We start from the raw sequence: 19,049 nt of genomic DNA, 5'->3' as shown, positions 1-19,049 counted from the left end.
TTCTAACTAAAACCACCTAAAACAGGCCTAAAAAACATTCACCATCCAGCCGCAGGATCGCTATTTTTCATTTCATATTGCAATTGCTGAGCGCATTCGGCAGGCTAAAGTATTCATTTAATCCGGTTTTCGCGGAACTGACTTCGACTATTCGAATCTAAGCAACACATGCCGTCCCAGAGTCCCAATCGTCTGCGCCACGTTGCCATCATCATGGATGGGAATGGCCGCTGGGCGCGTCAACGCGGGCTCCCGCGTATTGAGGGCCACCGCCGGGGCGTGGACAATGTCCGCCAGATCATCCGCGTGGCGAAAGATCTGGACTTGGAGCATTTGACGCTGTTCGCCTTTTCCGTGGAGAACTGGCAACGTCCGCCGGACGAGATTGCCTCGCTGATGGATCTGCTGGAGCTCTTCCTGAAGCGCAACCTCAAGGACCTGCTCAAAAACGAAGTCCGCCTGAACGTCATTGGCCGTCCCGAGGAGCTGCCCGAGCGCGTGCAAAAGCCGCTGCAAAAGGCCCTCGACGAGACTGCCCATTTCACCGAACGCCAACTCAACGTGGCGCTCAACTACGGCTCCCGTACCGAGGTGCTCGACGCCGTGCGTGCCTATTCCGAGGCCGTCGTCGCGGGCAAGGAAGACCCCGGCAACCTCGACTGGCCGCACTTCGAGAAGTACCTCTACACCAAGGGCGTCCCCGACCCCGACCTACTGATCCGCACCTCCGGCGAAAGCCGCATTTCCAATTTCCTGCTCATGCAATGCGCCTATTCGGAACTTTACTTTAGCCCGGTCTTTTGGCCGGAATTCGGCCGCGAGCACTTCATCGAAGCGGTCGAGTCTTACCAGCAACGCGAGCGCCGCTTCGGCAAGACCGGCGAGCAAGTCCAGCAACCATCGGACCACGCGATTGCTAATTCGTGAAGGCGCGCATCCTCAGCACCGTCGGCCTGTGGTTAGGCATCATCCTGGTCCTGGTCATCTTTAAGAGCTTCGGTGGCCTCGTGCTGCTCGCGGCAATCACCGCGCTCGCGCAATACGAGCTCTACAACCTGCTCGAAATCGGCGGCAAGGCGCGCCCGCTCAAGGTCCTGGGCCTCGTGCTCGGCGTCTGCGTGATCCTCGCCTCGTATTTTCTGCCCGTCAGTGGTGCCATGGAAGCGCCGGCCATCGCGCTGATCATCCTGTCGCTCTCGCTGCTGTCAGCACCCAAGATCGGGCAGACCTTCATGCCGACCCTCTTCGGCCTGGCTTACCTGCCGTTCCTGCTCCAGTTCTACGGCCTGATGCTCGCCGAGTGGGGCTCGCTATTCCTGCCGGTATGGGTGATCGCCGTGGCGAAATTCTCCGACGTCGGCGGCCTGCTGGTCGGCAAAAAGTTCGGCAAAAACAAGCTCGCGCCCGCCATCAGCCCCGGAAAAACCATCGAGGGCGCGATAGGCGGCGTCATTGCCTCGGCGCTGGTGGGGATCATCCTTTCGCTCGCCTTCAAGAGCCTGATCCCGTTCGACATGCCGATCTTCAAAACGATTTTCATCGGCGCAGCCATCGGCGCGATTGCGATCATCAGCGACCTGCTGGAATCCCAGCTCAAGCGCTGGTCCGGCGTCAAAGATTCGGGCAACGTCATCCCCGGCATCGGCGGCGCCTTCGACCTGATCGACAGCCTCGTCCTTTGCGGCCCCGTGGCGTTTCTGCTGTTTAAATACGTGTATTGAGCTGAACACGATTTAGCCTCATTTCAGAACACGTCGTAATGTAGGGCTCGCGCTTGCGCGACGCCGCCATTGCCTCTTAGCCAGCAGGATGCGGCGGCGCGCAAGCGCGAGCCCTACATTACGACGTGACCACCTAATGCGCCCAGATTACAATCTGTGCGAGTCAGTGCATCCCACGCACTCTCCCCTCTACAGCTACCTTTGAAGCGCAGAAAAAAACCGTTGCCACCGGGCGCTGACTACTGATCCTCTGAAACCGCATGGCTGCAAAGAACATTGTATTACTCGGGGCCACGGGGTCCATTGGCGAAAGCACGCGACGCGTCGTCGCCAAGCACCCGGACAAGCTGAACATCGTCGGCATCGCCGGGCGTAACCGCTGGAAAGAGCTGGCCGAGATCGCCCACGAGTTCGATGTGAAGCACGTCGCCATTTTCGACGAGGCAAACTGCCGCGCCGCCGAGCAGAGCGGACTCTTCCCCGAGGGCACGACTTTCTATCCGGGGCTCGAAGGCCTCACCGCCATTTCCTGCCTCGCCGAAGCGGATATGCTCGTCACCGCGATCGTCGGCACGCTCTCGCTCAAGCCCACCCTCGCCGCAATCGAATGCGGTAAAGACGTTGCCCTCGCGAGCAAGGAAATCCTCGTCATGGCGGGTAAGGTCGTCATGGCCGCCGCCAAGGCCAAGGGTGTGCGCATCCTGCCGATGGACAGCGAGCACAACGCCATTTTCCAATGCCTTCAGGGCGAGCGCGATATCGACGTCGCCAAGCTGATTTTGACCGCCTCAGGCGGGCCGTTCCGCGAGTTTACCGCCGAGCAAATGAAGTCGGTCACCAAGGCCGACGCCCTCAAGCACCCGAACTGGGACATGGGCCCGAAGATCACCATCGACTCCTCCACCATGGCTAACAAAGGCCTGGAAGTCATCGAGGCGCATTGGCTTTTCGGCAAGGGCCGCGACCAGATCCAGGTCGTCGTGCACCCGCAAAGCATCGTCCACTCGATGGTGCAGTATGTCGACGGCTCCATCCTCGCGCACCTGAGCCCGCCGTCGATGACCTTTGCGATCCAGCACGTGCTGCTCTATCCGGAGCGCGCGGAGGGCGTGGACGCGACCGTTGACTTCACGAAAATGCTCAGCCTCGACTTCCGTCCTCCGAACTACGAGCTCTTCCCCTGCCTGCGCCTCGCGATGGAAGCCATGGACGCCGAAGGCATTGCACCGGCCGTGTTTAATGCGAGCAACGAGATCGCCGTCGACGCCTTCATGGCGGATAAAATCGGCTACTGTGACATCCCGCGCATCATCGAGCAGACCCTAGCCGCCGTCCCCGCCTGCGACCCGCAAGGCCTTGACGAAATCCTCCACGCCGACGCCGAAGCGCGCCGCCTGGCCCAGACGTTTTTCACCAGCGTTCACGCGTAGCGGCAACCTGCGGTTGCATCCATAGATTTGCGCATTGCGCAAATGGGAAGTAGAAGCGGCCTCTTACCGCTTTGCCGACTCCAACTGACAAAACTGCTCGAAGCCCTTCTAGGTTCTCCGCCGCCAGAGTGACAACGGCTGAATGCATGACCTACACCGATCCGACCTATATTGGACAGCTGGATCAACAGAGGCCAAAGCCAACGGAGAGTCGCCTTATTAAACATTTGATTTGGCTACAGGCCGTCATCAAGCCGTGCATACACATGAGCATGAGAGCGACCAGCCGAGTGATTAAAGCAGCTAATCATGTCGGCAAAGTGTATGCGAATCCGCGAATAATGAGCGAATCACGGATTGACGAATCAACCGTTAGCTAACAAGATTGGTAAGTCGCTACATTAGCGCACATACCTCTCAAAAAGTTAACCAACTCCCCTGATATGCACACTCCCCTTCCCCGCTGGAAAGCGGCTATTGGGGCGCTGGCTGGGCTTTGCCTGGGCGCCCCGACTTACGCGACGATTGACGTCACCGGAGATCAAACCATCTGCCAATCGGGCAACACGATCACCGACACCCAAGTCGCCATTAATAACACCGATATCGCCCGTGTAACCGGTGGCGACCTGACCCTGACTGCCGGCCCCTCCATAAACCTCTCCGACAGCGGCAGCTACATTCAAACCGGCGGCAACGTCGATGCTGCTGGCGAAGTGCAGATCAACCGCAACGTGGCGACTGGCGACGTCGTCTTCGAAATCCACGGTGGTAAATTCAACACCGCGGAAAACACCGGCGTCCACCTGACCATGCCCTATGCGGCCAACAGCAATGGCGGCACGACCGGCACGGCGCTCGTTACCGGCGGTGAGCTGCACCTGGACCGCCTGAGCCTGTCCCACGTGGGCGGTGCCAACAGCGGCACCTCCTACAGCTTCACGCAAACGGGTGGCAAAACCGTCTTCCGCTCAATGAATCTTGGCACGGTCACCAGCCCCGCAGCCGTGAGCGTTGAAATCTCCGGCGGCGAGTTCCTTGACGACCATCAATGGCACAGCAGCACCGTCGACCAGGCGACCTTCCATGTGAATGGCTCAGGCGCGACCACCATCGATTTCACCGGCAACCTGACCACCACCAGTAACGCCACGCTCAAGTTCACGATTGATAGCGGCGGCGTTACCCCGATCGAACTCAACGCGGGCGCGGGCGACTCACTTGCGGGCACGGTTGACCTCGACCTCAGCGGCGCAGCCCCGACCAACGGCGCAACCTTCACGCTATTTGCGGCGGACAGCGGCGGCGATATTTACAGCGGCCTCAGCCTCGACTCCGCCGACGCCAGTGACTGGTCGCTACAGGTCAATGGCAATAACCTGGAAGCGGTTTACAACGGTGCTCCGCCACCGGTTACCACCATGGAGGTCTTTGCCACGTACCGTGACCAAGCCCTCAAGGCCGACGGCTCGACACGCCATATTTATGAGAACACCACCCGTATCGGTAGCCGTGGCTCGGCGCTGGAAAACTGGGTTGTGGTGATCCCGATGGAGCTGCCCAACCTCAACGGCGGCTCGATCCAGAGCGCCACACTGGAGGTCAGCTTCAGTGGTGCGTCCACCGCAGCGGACACCAACCTCGACAACATCGACCTCTATGGCAGCACGCTGTATGACTACGTGGGCACCGTTGGCGACCCGCAGTTTTTCGTCGACGGCGAGAACCCAACCAACCCCAACGCCACCCTGCTCACGGACAACATCCTGACGCATGCCGATGTCGTCGCGGACAACTTTGGCTGGCGCGTCTCGGCCGATGTCAGCAGCTACCTGTCCGGCTTTTACGCAAGCGGCGCCCAGCCCGGTGCGTTCGTTTACTTCATCCTGACCAATGACCATGCACCTACCGGCGGCTTCCAGTACATCGTCTATGACACCGCCGATGGTGGCAACGCGCCGAAGCTATCGCTCGAAGTCGCTGGCAGCCAAACCGTGGGCACCAACTACGGCACAACGAGCAGCATTACGCACAACGGCGTCACCTGGACCTTCGCGAGCCCCGTTACCCACGGCACGTTCATCACGGGCGATTACTGGGTCGTCGGCCCCGTCACGATCACCGACATCAGCAACAGCCTCAACGACCCCGCCTACACCCCGCGCGCCGGTCAAAACGGCTCAATGATCAACCCGCTCAGCAGCGGGCAGGATCGCTCGGAGCAAGGCTACGATGACGGCATCGGCAGCTATAACTCGGCGCTCAACGTCGGTCGCCCCGGCGGTAATGCGCTCTCGGCAGGCAACCCGTTGACGGTCCCCGTGGACAGCACGCTGATCTCATCGGTGAGCTGGCTCTATAATTCCTCCAGCGACTTCGAGCCTGGCACGCCAAGCTTTAACGGCGGCACTGGCACGCCTCGCCCCGTTACCCGCGCGGCAGGCGTCCTGACCGTCCTTGAGAGCGCCCCGGCGGACTACTCTTTCCGCCCGCCCTACACCGGCACGGATAAAACCATCAGCCACAACCTGAGTGACCTCGACACATCCGTCCTTGGCAGCCTTGCCCCCGTCGGCAGCAACGTGCCCGACCCGGCCGCCGTCGAGTCGCAGTTTGCCAAGCCGTGGATCGACCACGTCTTTGAATACCTCGGTGCGTTCGTCCACCCGAGCGACCACATGGAAAATTACGGCCAGCACCTCGCACAGGATATCAACGAGGCCGCGCTACTGCTCAATATGGACTACAGCCAGCTCTCGGGATCACCCGACAAGCAAGGCCTACTGATCGGCTTTACCCAGCTCGGCATCGACCTCGCCGGGATCGCGGACAACGGCGGCGGCTGGCGTGCCAATGGTGGCCACGGCCTCGGCCGCAAGCTACCCATCCTCATGGCGGGCATGCTCCTGGATGATCAGCACATGAAAGACGTCGGCATCTGGGGCCAGGGCGACGGCCTCGGCAACGGCGGCACGGAGTTTCAGGAATTCCAGAATACCTTCTACGTCGACCAGGCTACGATCGATCTGACCCAAAGTGGACTCAATCCCAACGAAGGCGACTGGCCGAGCAACCACCCCAGCGCCGCACCCGGCGGCCAGTGGGAGCCCGACTACCGCAATGTGTGGGACGACGACACGCAGACCGTCATCAACGAACACACGCCTTACTACCAGGCGGACCTCGGCCTGCCCGAGTGGGGCATCCGCCACAGCTATCGCCCCAAGTCCGACAATGGTCACCTGCTCGCCAACTACCGCGCGATCAATGGCAGTGTCTACCCAGGCATCGCGCTCGTGGTTGAAATCCTTGGCGCCAACACGCTCTGGAACGACGATTCATTCCTCGATTATGCCGACCGCTACATGGACTGGACCAACGGCGGCAACACCAGCGGCAATCAGTTGCCGCAATTTGTCGAAGACATGTGGGCAGCCTATCGTGATGACTATGGCCCCGTCTGGCCAGCCACCGGCGGCGGCGGCGCGGGAACCGGCCAAATGCTCAACGTCCCCGTCCCCGCTGACGGCAAGCATTACGACAGCTATGCGGAGCTGGAATTCGTGTGGCCAACCAACCACGGCGAGGGCGACGTCTGCCTGTGGAAGGACGACAAGCACGCCGCCCTCTCCATCACCATCGATGACAACAACGTCGGCGACAATTCATTCTGGTCCAGCATGAGCGCGCAGTTCGGCTGGAAGTTCACCTGGTTCCTGATCGTGCATGACTCGATGTGGGATGTTTATAACGACGTCACCGGCGATAACGTCGGCTATGCGGGCGACGCCTACCTCGACTGGAAGCCCATGTATGACGCCGGGCATGACATCCAGTTGCATGGCTCCTGCGGCCAGCTTAACAGCCTCTCCGCGCAGGACTACCTCACGCAAAGCCTGCTCAGCCTCGACCACCTGGAGAGCGAAATCGGCAACGTCATTTCCACCTATGCCTATCCTTGCGGCGACACCGGCACCAATGACGAATACAAGGAAGCCCTGCGCGGCTACCTGATCTCCGCCCGTGGCACCAGCGGTGGCTCCACGCCGATCCACCAATGCGACTTCATGGAGACGAACAGCCTCGGTGCCCTCAAAACCTACAACGGCTTCCTCAACGCAACGGGTGTCCTGCGCCTCGAAGACAAGCGCAACTTCGACTACTCGCAGTGGCGCGGTTGGGGCGTAATGCTCTACCACAACGTTGACAATGCCGGCACCGACGAGGCCGACATTGAGGCCGCATTCCAAGCCATTAAAGACAACGAGCATAAATACTACGTGGACACCTACACCGCCGTCGCCCAATACGCGCAGCAACGCCTGACCGCCACGCTGACCATCGACAGCGTCTCCACCAACGAGATCCGCTTCACCCTCGTCGACGAGATGAACGACCAGCTCTTCTATCAGGCGCTGACCGTCAAACTCCGCACCAACGGCTGGACCGGCGTCTCCGCGATGCAGGATGGCTTGTCCGTCCCGGCGCAGCTCATCCAGCACGAGGGCAACACTTACGCCCTGGTCGACGCCATGCCCGACGGCGGCCAAGTGATCGTCAGCGCGCAATAAGGCATCCTCACCCGCACGATTTCACACTCAGCGTAAAATCGTCACCACCCAGACCGCCAGCAGTACGCTGGCGGTCTTTTTTGTGTGATTAGTTCAATTGAGGGCAAGCGCCCCTCCCCACTCACGCTACGGAAAAAGACACGATCCACCACCACCTACCGTATACCTCGGCCTGCCTGCCCTGTCGATATACCCGCTCGAAAAATCTTAATTCCTGACAAATTACCGCTTGCCTACCGCATTTCTACCTAAACGATAGTGTCCGTGGAATCACCAACATCTCCCTCCGATCAAACGTCGAACTGCCCCAATTGCTCGGCCATCGTCGCCACGAATATGCTCATCCCGATGGGCGACACGCAAGTCTGCCCGAACTGCCGTGAAGACTACGTGCAACGGCTGAAGGAAGGCGGCTCGCCATACGGTGACAGCTTGGACGAGGAGATTCGCCAAGAGCACATTAAGCACGAAGCTTCGATTAAATCCGTGGGCACCCTCTACCTGATTGGCGGAGTGCTGATGGTGCTCAGTGGCTTTGGCATGATGGCGGGCGCAGCGGCAGGCAGCAGCGGCGGCGGCGATTTCGGCCCGGAAGCAGCCGGCTTCATGATTGGCATGACGATCTTTTACCTGGTCATCGGTGTGCTGATGGTCTTCCTCGCTTTTGGCATCCGTAAGCTGAAAAGCTGGGTGCGCATTCCGGTCACAATTCTCTCTGGCCTCGGCCTGCTCAACATTCCGATCGGCACGCTAATCAACGGCTACATCCTCTACCTGGTCTGGTCCAAGAAAGGGAAGATGGTCTTCTCCGATGAATACAAACAGGTCATCGAGGCCACGCCGCACATTAAGTATAAGACATCGATCATCGTTTGGATCATACTGATCATCATGGTGCTTCTCTTGGTCGGTGCCTTGGTGGCAGCATTTGCGGGGGCTAATTAACGCCTTTTATTTTCCTCTAACGGACAGATGGCGGCGGTTGTCATGTAGGGCTCGCGCTCGCGCGACGCCGCCCCCGCTCAGGGACGCCACCTAATGCGGCATCGCGCAAGCGCGAGCCCTGCATGAGGACTGATATAGCGGAACGAAATCGCCACTGAAAGAGAACGGCTATTCGGCTTGTCTTGGCCACTCTTCAGAAAATGCCCGTCAGCAATAACGGGCGTTACGTCCATTAAATCTCTTTTAATAAAATATCCTTCTCACTCTCCGCGCTCTCCGTGCCTCCGTGAGAAACCACCCACGCCTCGCTGGCTCCTCATCCTTTCTTGACCTGAGCATCGCCGTGGGCCTCGATCTTCCAGTTAAAACCCACGCCTCCCTGGCCGTGCACTGCCTCACCTTTCGCGCATTGACGAGCTACTCGCCCGCGCACCATTCTGGCACACAACATGCGCGACGGGCAAGACATGCAACCTAAGCGATCAATCGCACTCATCGGGATGGCGGGCGCCGGCAAAAGCACCGTCGGCAAATTGCTGGCGCAGGAGCTGCAATACGCCTTCGTCGACACCGACGACCGGATCCGCGAAATCAACGGCACCAGCCTCAAGGGCATTATCGACCAAGTGGGGCTCGCCGCCTTTAAGCAAAAGGAAGCCGAGGCCGTGCTCACCCTGCAGGCGGACGCGACCGTCATCGCCACCGGCGGCAGCGTCGTTTACTCCGCTGAGGCGATGCGTCACCTGCAGACCTTCGCGACCATCGTGTGGCTCAAGCTCAGCCATGAGACGATCAAGGCCCGCATCGGCAACCCCGCAGAACGCGGCCTCGTCGTGCAGCCCGGGCAAACCATCGACGCCCTCTTTAACGAGCGTGAACCGCTCTACGCTAAGTACGCCGACGCCACCATCGACGCCGAAGCCCTGAGCCCCGCCCAAATCGCCGCCGCCATCCGCCAGGCCGTCAACCACGCCTAGCTCGGCCTCCCCGGCCAACCGAAGCAATCCAGCAAACGGAAGCAGCCGAGCCAACCGAAGCAGCTGGGCCAAAATAGCGTTTCCTTATGCTGTATTTGGCAAAAGACTACTGCTGCTTTTTCAAAAAGCCTAATGCTGTGTTTTGAAAAAGCCCTATGCTATGTTACTCCAACAACACTACTGTTGTTTCCCCAACACAGCTACTGTTGTCGAAGCAACACAAGTGGTGTTGTTTTTGAAAACGAGGGGCGGGTTTTTTGGGAACACGTGTTCGGTCTTTTTTGGAGCAAGCGATTGAAACTTTGCGCCTTGCATTGACTGGAGATGAACCGTCGCATCGCGACGATCCCTTGGGGCATACCAAAACCGGGGGTTTAAACCCCAGTCTAGGAATGAGCGATCCCTTCGGGATCAATCCTGCGAATATTAAATCTATCTACGCCAGCCTACGCTACCGGCCTCTTTATACACGCCGTTCCAGGATACGAGGTCTTAGAAGCGCAAAGCTACAAGACACCAGCATTAGACGCCCCCCCAACCTACGTTACGCCAGCCTTCGATGCGTTATCCTATGCTACTCCAGCCTTTGAACACGCCATCCCAGGCTACGACAGCTTAGGCATGCAGGCTAGCGACACCGGCCTTAGACGTCCCAGCCTATACTACGCCAGCCTTCGATGCGTTATCCTATGCTACTCCAGCCTTTGAACACGCTATCCTAGGCTACGACAGCTTAGGCACGCAGGCTAGCGACACCGGACTTAGATGGGCCCAGCCTATGCTAAACCAGCCTTCGACGAGGCGATCTAAGTTCCGCTGACCTACGCCACACCGCCCCACCACATCTAATCAGTCAAACCGACCCACCACATCTAATCAACCGCACCTAATTCACCTGCTATGTGCCGAAGGCACTAATTAATCATAGACGGGGGTTTTAACCCCCGGCCAACCAAGCCCAATAATTTTCGTCGCAATGCGACGGATTATTCGTATCACAATGCGTATGGCGAGCACCCTGACCCACCTTCTCTACCATTGCATTTGGAGCACCAAAGAACGGGCACCGCTCATCTCGCTCGAAGTAGAACAAAGTGTCTGGCGTGTGCTTTCCGCAACGGCCCGAAACAATGGCATGGTGGCGGTTCGTATTGGGGGTGTCGAAAACCATGTGCATGCACTGATTCACATTCCGAAAACACTTTCGCTGGCCGAAGCGATGAAGCTCCTGAAGGGCGGATCTTCCAAATACATCAACCGAGAGAATATCCTCGGCCCGAATCGTCGCCTAGCATGGCAGGATGGCTATGCGGCGTTCACCGTGAGCCGGTCAAGCGAGAGCGATGTCGTCGAGTATATTAGCAACCAGCGCGAACATCACACAAAGCGCTCATTTGAAGATGAATACACCGCATTTCTCGACAAGCATGGCATCGAATATGAGCGGGACTATGTCTTTGATTAGGTGTGAGGTTCTTGCCTGCACGGAATACATCAATGCAACCGGGGATTGAACTGTCGCATCGCGACGATTCCTTGGGGCATCCTGGAATCGGGGGTTAGAAACCCCCGTCTATGAATGATCGATCCCTTCGGGATCAAAAGGGCTAAGATTTTGGGCCAATGCGATGCGACCCCAAACAACGCTAGGTTCAATGGGGCGAAGTCTGCGGGCAAATGCAATGCGGGCCAACGCTTCGCCCAGGTCTGGACCGAGGGCGACACCGCGCTCGTCTCGTTCGAGCATTTCTTTAAGTATTACGTGCGCCCGGATAAGTCCCGCTGGCAAATCCACATCCGCACCACGATGCCCCTCCGCCGCGAGGGCGACGGCTGGAAAATCATCCAAGAGCACTCCTCGCCGATACAAGACATCCCGCGCGCGACGCGCATCCCGTCGGCGACGGGTAGTTAGCGCTTGCGGGAGTTGGCGCGAACGCAAATACCATGTATCTCACTGCCTGAAATCTACCCGCCTTCCATCGGCGTCGGGGACATCATAGACGCGCGAATACGCTGATTGAGCATCCTCGCTTTTAAAAACTAATTCGAACGTGTGGTAACCATCCTGACCATTCTCAAGGCAGTCGTTTACACGCGCGAGGTTTTCTGGCATAATCGCACTGATGACATCAGCAAGGTTGCCCACTGCAATCTCGGGCACATTGGCGGAAGCATTGTTTGTGACGATGATCCGAATGTCGGCAATGTCCGACTCCCCGACATCAATGTGGTAATGGGAATTTGCGACTGAAGCCTGATACTCCGTCCGGATTGCTTGACCAGTTGACTCATCGTAGTGGCTCAATATTACCTTCTGCTGCTCATTCAGCGCCTGAATAAGCATGTCCAAATGGTATCGCTTGCCTGCCGTGACCTCACGTAGCCCTACGATTTGAGAAGCGAACGAATGAAAACCTTGTGGATTGCCCACTTCGAAGGGCAAAAGGAACCCCACTGCTGTGTTCGTTCCAGCGTTTGCCACCAGAGCAGACAGTACTAGTAAAAGAAGAGCACAAACGGACCTCATAGGATCATCAGACCTCACATAGTCATGGGGGTTTCAATGATGATTCCTTAGCACCACCTCGCCGCCATCGGGTACGGCGTAGACCATGGCTATCGCGTGCCGTCGTGGTTGACGATCCAGGCTTTGGTGGGTTGGCCGTTTTGCTCGGCGATGAGGGTCCACGCCACGAGCAGGAAAAGGGGAAGAACAGCGCTTGATAATCGCATTTGCCCAATGAAATGATGCCGGTGCCAAAGGCAACCGCGGAAAGATGCACTCAAGCGGGGAAGAGGATGAAGCGAGGCGTGGGACGGGGCCTAATCGACGACTCTAAGGTAGCGGCCGATATCCCTATCGGCCAGAGCATGAAACCAATAGATCGAATTGGTCCGCGCTAAGCCATATCCGCGAATTGTGACTTCATGGAAAGCATCTGTTTTCGGCCTACATTGTGGCCGATGAGGACATCGGCCGCCACCCTAGACAGATCTATTAATACCCTACCCTCAGTTCGATTCGTAGCCGACGAGGCCGTCCAAAGACTGGCGGTTGTTTTTCTCCCGGTAGGCGGACATTCCGTCGGGGCCTTCTTTCTCGCTGGCAAGGCGGAGGGTCTGGCGGTCTTCCTTGTAATCATACAGCGGGACGCCCCAGCCACAGGAGTCGCTGATGCGCTTGACGTCGACCACGATGATGGCCCGCGCACCGGCGATTTCCTCAAACTGCGGTGCCAGCTTTTCGTACTGCTCGCTGCCGAGCTCGTGCACCGCGCCTTGGCCGTGGAAGCGCATGATTTTAGGCCCGCCGTCGAAGGCGCAGAACATCACGCAGATGCGGCCGTTTTCCTTGAGGTGGGCGATTGTCTCAACGCCGCTGCCGGTCAGGTCGAGGTAGGCGACCTTTGTTGGACCGAGGATACGAAAGCTGTCCATGCCTTTGGGCGAACAGTTGACCAGCCCGTCGCCCGAGAGCGGCGCGGTGGCCACGAAGAACATTTTCTGATGCTCCACCCACTGGCGGATCTTGTCATCAATGGCGTCGAATACTTTGCCCATGGCGATAAAAGTTCGGAAGGTTGATAAGGTTCGTAGAGTTCGTATGGTTGGCGCGCAATCTGGCGTTCAAGCGCGTAACAAAAGCATAGACTCAACTTTCGGGAGATCGCAATCTCTTACCTTACGAACTTTACAAACCCCTCGAACCCTTCGAACCTTACCCCGGCATGAAATACATCAGCACACGCGGACAATGCGACGAGACGACTTTTACCGAAGCCGTGGCCACCGGCCTGGCGCCCGATGGCGGGCTCTACCTGCCCAAGACGCTGCCCGATATCTCCGGTAAGCTCGCCAGCTGGCGCGGCCTGAGCTACCCCGACCTGTGCTTTGAGTTCCTGAAGCTCTTCGCCACCGACATGCTCGAGGACAAGCTGCGCGCCATCGTGAAGGACTCCTACAAGAAGTTCTCGCGCAAGGAAGTCGCCCCGCTGTCGAAGCTGGACGATCACCTGCAGGTGCTGGAGCTGTTTCACGGCCCCACCCTCGCCTTCAAGGACTTCGCACTCCAGTTGCTGGGCAATCTTTACGAGGAGCAAATTTCCCGCACCGGCGACGCGATCAACGTGCTCGGCGCGACCTCCGGCGACACCGGCTCGGCCGCAATCCACGGCCTGCTCGGCAAGAAGGGCGTCCGCATTTTCATCCTGTATCCGCAGGGCCGCGTGTCCATGCTGCAGGAGCGCCAGATGACGACCACCGCCGCGCGCAATGTCTACCCGATCGCGATCGAGGGCACCTTTGACGACGCCCAGGCCATGGTGAAGGACGCCTTTGGCGACGCCCCGCTCAAGGCCAAGTATAACCTGTCGGCGATTAACTCGATCAACCTCGCACGCATCCTCGCGCAGTGCGTTTACTACGTGTGGGCCTACAACCAGATCGATGACGCCGCCCGCGAACGCGGCGTGAACTTCATCGTGCCCACGGGCAACTTCGGCAACGTCATGGCCGGCTGGATGGCGAGCAAGATGGGCCTGCCCGTCGATGGCTTCCGCGTCGCCACCAACCAGAACGACATCCTTTGCCGCCTGTTCAACACCGGCCTTTACGAAATCAGCGATGTCGAGCCCAGCGTCGCGCCGTCGATGGACATCCAAGTCGCGTCGAACTTCGAGCGCTTCCTCTACTACAACGTTGGCCAGGATCACGCCAAGGTGCGCGAGGTGATGGCCGAGTTTAAGAGCAAGGGCAAATACCAGTTCGACGACTTTGACCGCGACACCTTCTCGGCCTCCCGCATGGACGATGGCGAGATCAACACCACCATCGAACACGTCTTTGCGAAATACAAATACGTCGCCGATCCGCACACCGCCTGCGCATTTAAGGACCTCGACGAGTCGAAGACCAACATCGTCCTGGGCACCGCGCACCCGGCCAAGTTCCCCGAAGTGATCGAAAAGGCCCTCGGCCGCACGCCCACTGCGCCTTCACTGGAAGCCATTAAGCACGAGCCTATCGTGAACTATTTGCTGCCCGCCGAAGGCGAAGCGCTCGCGGAGTTCTTGAAGGAGCACGCCAAGGGCAGCTAGAGTTATCAATTTTCAAATGTCAGTTGTCTATTGTCATTGAAAATTGAGAGATGAGCGACAACCAAGCAGGCAAATACGATGGCTGTGTCTTTAAACGCGGAATGCGGAACACGGACATCATTGCCTTTCGGTGCGTGGCGGATTTGCTGCATCCGTGGGTGAAGGGGAAGTTCGCGCTGGATGTCGGTTGCGGCTCGGGGAGGTCCACGACTTTTCTCTGTGAGCTTGGGGCCGATGCCTATGGCGTCGACACCGACGAGCGATTAATCAACGAAATGCGGGAGCTGAGCACGCCGTTTGGTAACCGCCTTGCGTGGGTAAAAGCAGACGCGCCGCTGCCCTTTCCACCCGCTAAGGCGGACCTCGTTTTCTCCAGTTGGATGCTGCTCGAACTCGGCAGCCAACAGCAGATTATTTCGGTGCTCAAGGAATGCCGCCGTGTGCTCAAGGACGGCGGGCGCGCGGTGTTTGTCGTCAACACGGCGGAGTTTTATGCGGGCGATTGGGTGTCGCTCGATGTGAGCTTCCCCGAGAACCAGGCACCGCTGCAAAACGGGCAAGCCGTCAAGGCGCGTTTACTGCCCGAGGGCTTCGTTGTGTCCGACTACTTTTGGAGCGAGGAAAGCTACGTTCACTTTTTCACGCAAAGTAACTTTGCCGTGCAAAGTGTTCATAAGCCACTCGGCCTGGACAGTGACGGCATCGACTGGAAGGACGAGCGCCACACCGCGCCCTATGCGGTGTATGAGCTGGTGGCGAAGTGATGAAATAAAAAGGTGGCGGCCGATATCCTTATCGGCCAGAGCATGAAATCAATAGAAGGAATCGGTCCGCGCTAAAGCGTATCCGAGAATTGTGGCTTATTAGCCAAACACCGTCATTGGCCTACATCCTGGCCGATAAGGACATCGGCCGCCACCTGAGTTAGATAGATTGAGAACCTTCAGCACGCGGCGGCTTGTCTAGAGACTGCGCCCTACCCTTGCTTGTTCGATTGAGGCAAATCATCAATTGGCGCTATTTCGAAAAGTCACCCAACAAGCACCACCTCCGAATAAAATCATGCTGGCCGCCACCCGGACCCAGAACAAGTGATCCACATGGTTATTTGGAGCAATGAAATCAAAAATATAGTTAGCGAGCACGCCTGCGACGAAGCCAAACACTAACCCGCCAACCAAGGCCACAACGATCTTCGAAGTTTTAGACATCAGGTAAGTTATGCACGCGGGTGGGCGCGTTTGTGGGCTTCCTGGAGGCGTGCAATGCCGACGTGGGTGTAGATTTGCGTCGTCGATAAACTGGCGTGGCCGAGGAGCTCTTGCACGACGCGCAAGTCGGCGCCGTGGTTGAGCAAATGCGTGGCGTAGCTATGGCGCAACTTGTGTGGCGAGAGGTCCATGGGCAGGTCGGCCAGGGCAAGGTATCGCTTGAGCGTCAGTTGCACTTGGCGGATGGAGATGCGTTTGCCCTTTTCGCTGACGAGGATGGGAGCGTCGCGGTGGGTGGCAGGGGCAAACTCGCGACGAAATTTTTCCAACACCGCCAGCGCCACTTTGCCAATCGGACACAGGCGCTCCTTGTTGCCTTTGCCAATCACGCGCGCCACGCCGGTGGAATCGATCATGCCGTAGTTGAGCGAGACGAGCTCGCTGACACGGAGGCCGGCGCCGTAAAGCAGCTCCATGATCAGACGGTCGCGCCAGGCGGCGAATGCTTCGATGGACTCATTGTCCAAGAGCCGCATCGGGCCGTCGAGCAAGGTCTTCATTTGCTTTTCGGTGAGAAACTTCGGCAGCGACTTAGGCAGCTTGGGCAAGGTGATGCCAGCCAGCGGATTGGCCTGGGCCCCGCGTTCGCGACGCCATTGGAAGAAAGTCCGCAGGCCGGAGAAGTGGTTGTGCACCGTGCGGCGCGAGAGGTCGCGCTGGGACTCAATCAGGTAACCGCGCACCTGAGCCGGAACGACTTTTTCCCAGTCGCCCTGCCAACCGGAGCGCCGCAGGAAGTCCGCAAACCGATTGAGCGCCGCGCCGTAGTTGCGCACCGTGTAGGCCGACATGCGACGCTCGCGCTCCAGGCAATTCAGGAACGCAGCGATGTCGGCGGCCTCGGGCCGGGGCGCTTCGTTGGCGGTTTCTCCCATGCCGCTATGATGCGCGGGCGTGCAGCAGAATCAAGCTACATCCGTGGACCCGTGCTTGAATAATCGATCATTTTTATTACGGTAACACCATGAAGAAGCAGGTTCGCGACGCGGTGGATGAGGTGAGCAAGGGAGTATCCGAGGTGGGCAAAGGCGTCACCAAGGCCGTAACGAAATCCACGCACGCGGTCACCCATACCGTCGGTGCCGTGGGCCGTACCATGAAGAATATTGGCGCGACCGTGTTGGGCGTGGTCGAGGCACCGATTGCGCCGTTTATCGAGCGCGCCAAGCCTGGATCGGCACCCGGCATCGAGCATTACCTAAACAAGCAGGAAGCCGCCGAGATTCCCGTTACAATCACCTGCCTCGACTATGGGCCCGAGCTTTACGAGGTCACGGAAATTGACGACTTAAAGGAGTTTCTCGCCAAGCCCAAGCCCGATGGTGCACACGTGCGCTGGCTCAACGTGGACGGCCTCAACCCGCACACGGTCAACGAGCTGCGCGAGCATTTCAACTTCCACACGCTGGCGGCGGAAGACGTCATCCAACCGCTGCAGCGCCCGAAGTGCGAAGTTTACGAAGGCTACCTGTTTATCATCGCGCGCATGATCCAGATCACCGAGGGCAAGCTGCGCAATGAGCAGGTGAGCTTTTTCAGCTTTGGCGACACGATGCTGACCATTCAGGAAATGCCTGGCGATGTGTTTGACTCCGTCCGCAAGCGCATCGAAACCAAGGGGCCGCGCTTCATGGCGAACGGCTCAGACTACCTGCTCTACGCGCTGATGGACTCCGTGGTCGACCACCTGTTTCCGCTCATCGAAGGCTATGGCTCCGCGCTCGAGGACATGGAGGAAGACATTGCCTCCAACCCCCAGCCCAAGGACCAGCGTAAGCTGTTTGCGATCAAGCGCGACCTCTCCCAACTGCGCCGCACACTCTGGCCAATGCGCGAAGTGATCGACGCCGTTTACCGCGACGAATCCGGTGCCATCACCGATCCAGTGAAGACCTTTATGCGCGACGTTTATGATCACGGCATGCAGGCCATCGACATCGTGGAAACCTACCGCGAAACCGCATCCGGCCTCAACGACCTCTATCAAAGCTCCGTCGGCAACAAGATGAATGAGATCATGAAGGTGCTCACGATCATGGCGTCGTTCTTTATTCCGGTTACGTTTGTGGCCGGGGTTTATGGGATGAATTTTCAGCACATCCCCGAGCTCGATTGGCAGTATTCGTATTACGTATTCTGGGGCGTCTGCCTGTCCATGACCGGCGGCTTGGCCATCTACTTCTGGCGTAAAGGCTGGATCGGCGGCGGCTAAGCAGCTTCCGGCTGCACCGGAGAGATTTGCCCTTTGGGCAAAAGAGTAGCTCCAAGGAAAAGGTAGGGCGCAGTCTCCAGACAAGCCGTGCGGTGGCGTGGCCGCTAACCCATCTATTAAAGGTAGCGCGGACCGTCTCGGTCCGCAAGGATTGAGGAAAAAACAGAAGGTTCGAGCAACGCGCTTTGCGCCAATCAGCCCTCACGAACGGATGATTCATTCCGCCACTGCTTGCGGACCGAGACGGTCCGCGCTACCTCAAATGGCCCCCCACCACCCCTAAATTCCCACTCCCGGAATGCGCTTGCGGATAGTGAAAAGTTGGTGTTGGCTAATACCTATGCTCAACGACGTGGTCGAAGTCGAAATCAAGGGCGTCATGCCCACCTCCAATGGATGCGCAGTCTTTCTCGGCAGCGAGGTAAAGACCTTCGTGATCTATGTGGATCAAGGCATCGGCAATGCCATCTCCATGACGATTAACCACGTCAAAAAAGAGCGCCCCCTCACGCACGACCTGATCGACAGCATCTTCCAAGGCTTCGGCGTATCCGTCGAGCGCGTGGTGATTAATGACGTCGACGAAGGCACCTTTTTCGCGCGTCTGATCCTGGCCATGGAGAACGAGCTGGGCACGAAGATTGTCGAAGTCGACGCTCGCCCGAGCGATTCGATTGTTCTAGCCCTGCAGGCCGAAAAGCCGATCTACGCCGCCCAACGCGTCATCGACTCGGTCGAGGACATGACGGAGATCCTGGAAAAAATCCTGAAACAACAGGAATGATGGGACAAAGTGAACAAATTAAAAATTAAAGATTAAAGC

Annotated in this window: 16 protein-coding genes; 12 read left to right on the top strand and 4 right to left on the bottom strand. The window is 58.2% G+C overall.

Annotation, left to right across the window (positions count from 1 at the left end):
- Positions 1 to 168: 168 nt before the first annotated feature.
- From uppS to O3S85_RS16135, 8 genes are all read left to right on the top strand, one after another.
- Positions 169 to 927, top strand: a complete 759-nt coding sequence (gene uppS, locus O3S85_RS16170; protein WP_269541750.1) for an undecaprenyl pyrophosphate synthase — start codon at positions 169 to 171, stop codon at positions 925 to 927.
- Complete coding sequence (locus O3S85_RS16165; RefSeq protein WP_269541749.1) at positions 924 to 1,721, top strand: phosphatidate cytidylyltransferase; 798 nt, start codon at positions 924 to 926, stop codon at positions 1,719 to 1,721. Before uppS ends, O3S85_RS16165 begins: the two co-directional genes overlap by 4 nt.
- Before the next feature lie 260 nt (positions 1,722 to 1,981).
- Positions 1,982 to 3,151 (top strand): 1-deoxy-D-xylulose-5-phosphate reductoisomerase, encoded by a 1,170-nt coding sequence (dxr, locus tag O3S85_RS16160; RefSeq protein ID WP_269541748.1) that lies wholly within the window; start codon positions 1,982 to 1,984, stop codon positions 3,149 to 3,151.
- 443 nt (positions 3,152 to 3,594) lie between these two features.
- On the top strand, positions 3,595 to 7,722 hold the full coding sequence (locus O3S85_RS16155; protein WP_269541747.1) for a hypothetical protein: 4,128 nt from the start codon (positions 3,595 to 3,597) through the stop codon (positions 7,720 to 7,722).
- Positions 7,723 to 7,986: 264 nt separating this feature from the next.
- Complete coding sequence (locus O3S85_RS16150) at positions 7,987 to 8,667, top strand: hypothetical protein (protein WP_269541745.1); 681 nt, start codon at positions 7,987 to 7,989, stop codon at positions 8,665 to 8,667.
- A 449-nt stretch (positions 8,668 to 9,116) separates the two neighbouring features.
- Positions 9,117 to 9,644 (top strand): shikimate kinase, encoded by a 528-nt coding sequence (locus tag O3S85_RS16145; protein ID WP_269541743.1) that lies wholly within the window; start codon positions 9,117 to 9,119, stop codon positions 9,642 to 9,644.
- A 1,006-nt stretch (positions 9,645 to 10,650) separates the two neighbouring features.
- Positions 10,651 to 11,109, top strand: coding sequence for an IS200/IS605 family transposase (tnpA, locus tag O3S85_RS16140; protein ID WP_269541742.1), 459 nt, complete (start codon positions 10,651 to 10,653; stop codon positions 11,107 to 11,109).
- Positions 11,110 to 11,223: 114 nt separating this feature from the next.
- Positions 11,224 to 11,559 carry a nuclear transport factor 2 family protein gene (locus tag O3S85_RS16135; protein ID WP_269541740.1) on the top strand — a complete coding sequence of 112 codons (336 nt, stop codon included), beginning with the start codon at positions 11,224 to 11,226 and terminating at the stop codon, positions 11,557 to 11,559.
- A gap of 39 nt (positions 11,560 to 11,598) precedes the next feature.
- Here O3S85_RS16135 and O3S85_RS16130 read toward each other — a convergent pair whose 3' ends face one another.
- Together O3S85_RS16130 and O3S85_RS16125 are read right to left on the bottom strand one after the other, a co-directional pair.
- Positions 11,599 to 12,129 carry a hypothetical protein gene (locus tag O3S85_RS16130; RefSeq protein ID WP_269541739.1) on the bottom strand — a complete coding sequence of 177 codons (531 nt, stop codon included), beginning with the start codon at positions 12,127 to 12,129 and terminating at the stop codon, positions 11,599 to 11,601.
- Between the two features lie 530 nt (positions 12,130 to 12,659).
- The gene (locus O3S85_RS16125; protein WP_269541738.1) at positions 12,660 to 13,208 is read right to left on the bottom strand and encodes a pyridoxamine 5'-phosphate oxidase family protein; all 549 of its coding nucleotides are present in this window, start codon (positions 13,206 to 13,208) and stop codon (positions 12,660 to 12,662) included.
- Positions 13,209 to 13,375: 167 nt separating this feature from the next.
- Between O3S85_RS16125 and thrC the strand changes: the two genes are divergently transcribed.
- Together thrC and O3S85_RS16115 are read left to right on the top strand one after the other, a co-directional pair.
- A complete protein-coding gene (thrC, locus tag O3S85_RS16120) occupies positions 13,376 to 14,743 on the top strand; it encodes a threonine synthase (RefSeq protein ID WP_269541736.1) in 1,368 nt (455 codons plus the stop codon).
- Positions 14,744 to 14,793: 50 nt separating this feature from the next.
- Positions 14,794 to 15,507 (top strand): class I SAM-dependent methyltransferase, encoded by a 714-nt coding sequence (locus O3S85_RS16115; RefSeq protein ID WP_269541735.1) that lies wholly within the window; start codon positions 14,794 to 14,796, stop codon positions 15,505 to 15,507.
- Positions 15,508 to 15,750: 243 nt separating this feature from the next.
- Here O3S85_RS16115 and O3S85_RS16110 read toward each other — a convergent pair whose 3' ends face one another.
- Together O3S85_RS16110 and O3S85_RS16105 are read right to left on the bottom strand one after the other, a co-directional pair.
- The gene (locus O3S85_RS16110) at positions 15,751 to 15,954 is read right to left on the bottom strand and encodes a hypothetical protein (RefSeq protein ID WP_269541734.1); all 204 of its coding nucleotides are present in this window, start codon (positions 15,952 to 15,954) and stop codon (positions 15,751 to 15,753) included.
- Between the two features lie 8 nt (positions 15,955 to 15,962).
- On the bottom strand, positions 15,963 to 16,889 hold the full coding sequence (locus O3S85_RS16105; RefSeq protein ID WP_269541733.1) for a tyrosine recombinase XerC: 927 nt from the start codon (positions 16,887 to 16,889) through the stop codon (positions 15,963 to 15,965).
- 89 nt (positions 16,890 to 16,978) lie between these two features.
- Here O3S85_RS16105 and corA point away from each other — a divergent pair, with 89 nt between their 5' ends.
- Together corA and O3S85_RS16095 are read left to right on the top strand one after the other, a co-directional pair.
- Positions 16,979 to 18,226, top strand: coding sequence for a magnesium/cobalt transporter CorA (gene corA, locus O3S85_RS16100; protein WP_269541731.1), 1,248 nt, complete (start codon positions 16,979 to 16,981; stop codon positions 18,224 to 18,226).
- A gap of 340 nt (positions 18,227 to 18,566) precedes the next feature.
- Positions 18,567 to 19,010, top strand: coding sequence for a bifunctional nuclease family protein (locus tag O3S85_RS16095; RefSeq protein WP_269541729.1), 444 nt, complete (start codon positions 18,567 to 18,569; stop codon positions 19,008 to 19,010).
- The last annotated feature ends 39 nt before the right edge of the window (positions 19,011 to 19,049 follow it).

Source organism: Cerasicoccus sp. TK19100 (assembly GCF_027257155.1).
GTDB classification, from domain to species: Bacteria; Verrucomicrobiota; Verrucomicrobiia; order Opitutales; family Cerasicoccaceae; genus Cerasicoccus; species Cerasicoccus fimbriatus.
The sequence above is the reverse complement of the archived record's forward strand: the minus strand, read 5'-3'. Positions and strand labels throughout refer to the sequence as shown.

Bases quoted from the DNA above. Each gene is read 5' to 3' on its own strand.
- thrC (WP_269541736.1), top strand. From the start codon at position 13,376: ATGAAATACATCAGCACACGCGGACAATGCGACGAGACGACTTTTACC.
- O3S85_RS16125 (WP_269541738.1), bottom strand. From the start codon at position 13,208: ATGGGCAAAGTATTCGACGCCATTGATGACAAGATCCGCCAGTGGGTG.
- corA (WP_269541731.1), top strand. From the start codon at position 16,979: ATGAAGAAGCAGGTTCGCGACGCGGTGGATGAGGTGAGCAAGGGAGTA.
- uppS (WP_269541750.1), top strand. From the start codon at position 169: ATGCCGTCCCAGAGTCCCAATCGTCTGCGCCACGTTGCCATCATCATG.
- dxr (WP_269541748.1), top strand. From the start codon at position 1,982: ATGGCTGCAAAGAACATTGTATTACTCGGGGCCACGGGGTCCATTGGC.
- O3S85_RS16135 (WP_269541740.1), top strand. From the start codon at position 11,224: ATGATCGATCCCTTCGGGATCAAAAGGGCTAAGATTTTGGGCCAATGC.
- O3S85_RS16145 (WP_269541743.1), top strand. From the start codon at position 9,117: ATGCGCGACGGGCAAGACATGCAACCTAAGCGATCAATCGCACTCATC.
- O3S85_RS16115 (WP_269541735.1), top strand. From the start codon at position 14,794: ATGAGCGACAACCAAGCAGGCAAATACGATGGCTGTGTCTTTAAACGC.
- O3S85_RS16105 (WP_269541733.1), bottom strand. From the start codon at position 16,889: ATGGGAGAAACCGCCAACGAAGCGCCCCGGCCCGAGGCCGCCGACATC.
- O3S85_RS16110 (WP_269541734.1), bottom strand. From the start codon at position 15,954: ATGTCTAAAACTTCGAAGATCGTTGTGGCCTTGGTTGGCGGGTTAGTG.
- O3S85_RS16155 (WP_269541747.1), top strand. From the start codon at position 3,595: ATGCACACTCCCCTTCCCCGCTGGAAAGCGGCTATTGGGGCGCTGGCT.
- O3S85_RS16095 (WP_269541729.1), top strand. From the start codon at position 18,567: ATGCTCAACGACGTGGTCGAAGTCGAAATCAAGGGCGTCATGCCCACC.
- tnpA (WP_269541742.1), top strand. From the start codon at position 10,651: ATGGCGAGCACCCTGACCCACCTTCTCTACCATTGCATTTGGAGCACC.